This window comes from Aeromonas sanarellii, assembly GCF_000820085.1.
In the GTDB taxonomy this organism is placed as follows: Bacteria; Pseudomonadota; Gammaproteobacteria; order Enterobacterales; family Aeromonadaceae; genus Aeromonas; species Aeromonas sanarellii.
This window is the reverse complement of sequence record NZ_CDBN01000067.1, coordinates 1-525: the sequence shown is the minus strand read 5'-3', so window position 1 is coordinate 525 and position 525 is coordinate 1. Positions and strand designations below refer to the sequence as shown.

At 59.8% G+C, this 525-nt stretch carries 1 protein-coding gene and 1 pseudogene; both read right to left on the bottom strand.

The window, feature by feature from the left end:
- Positions 1-173 (bottom strand): annotated as a pseudogene (locus BN1132_RS13130) (molecular chaperone TorD); the annotation flags it as partial.
- A gap of 150 nt (positions 174-323) precedes the next feature.
- On the bottom strand, positions 324-525 hold a 202-nt coding region (locus BN1132_RS13125), incomplete at its 5' end, for a paraquat-inducible protein A (protein ID WP_042078132.1).

Below are 525 nucleotides of genomic sequence, written 5' to 3'. Positions count from 1 at the left end.
TCTGCCACCGCCTCGCGCATGGGATCCAGAGTGGAGAGACTCTTCAAGAAGCTGCGTACGTCATAGGTGTCGTATTCAGCGATCTGTGCATCACTGAGTTCGGCAGCGAACAGGGTGGAAAACCACCAGTAAAGCTCTGCCCGGCGTTCGCTGGTAGCCATGAATTCCTGCATTTTTCCTCCGTGGATGACAATCGGGAGTCATAGAGGCTCCCGATTCTAACGACTTTAAAAATAAAGGAAACTCACGGGGTGCTTTGGCCGGATCGCCTTGGCGAGCGGAGTGATGACGCANNCGCTCGCGACAGCGGACGCTGCGCGGTCCTACTCCTCGACGCGATAGAGCGCCTGCTTGCAGCGGGGACAGATATGCTGGCGCCGGTAATCCAGCTGGTGCACCAGGCCCACAGCCTGCTGCTGGTGGTGGCCGCAATGAATGCAGAAGATGATATCCCCATCGGCGGCGCCGGGGTGGGCCGCCAGGTACTGCTCCCGAGTGGGCAGTGCTTCCCAGCGGGTGGTGCAG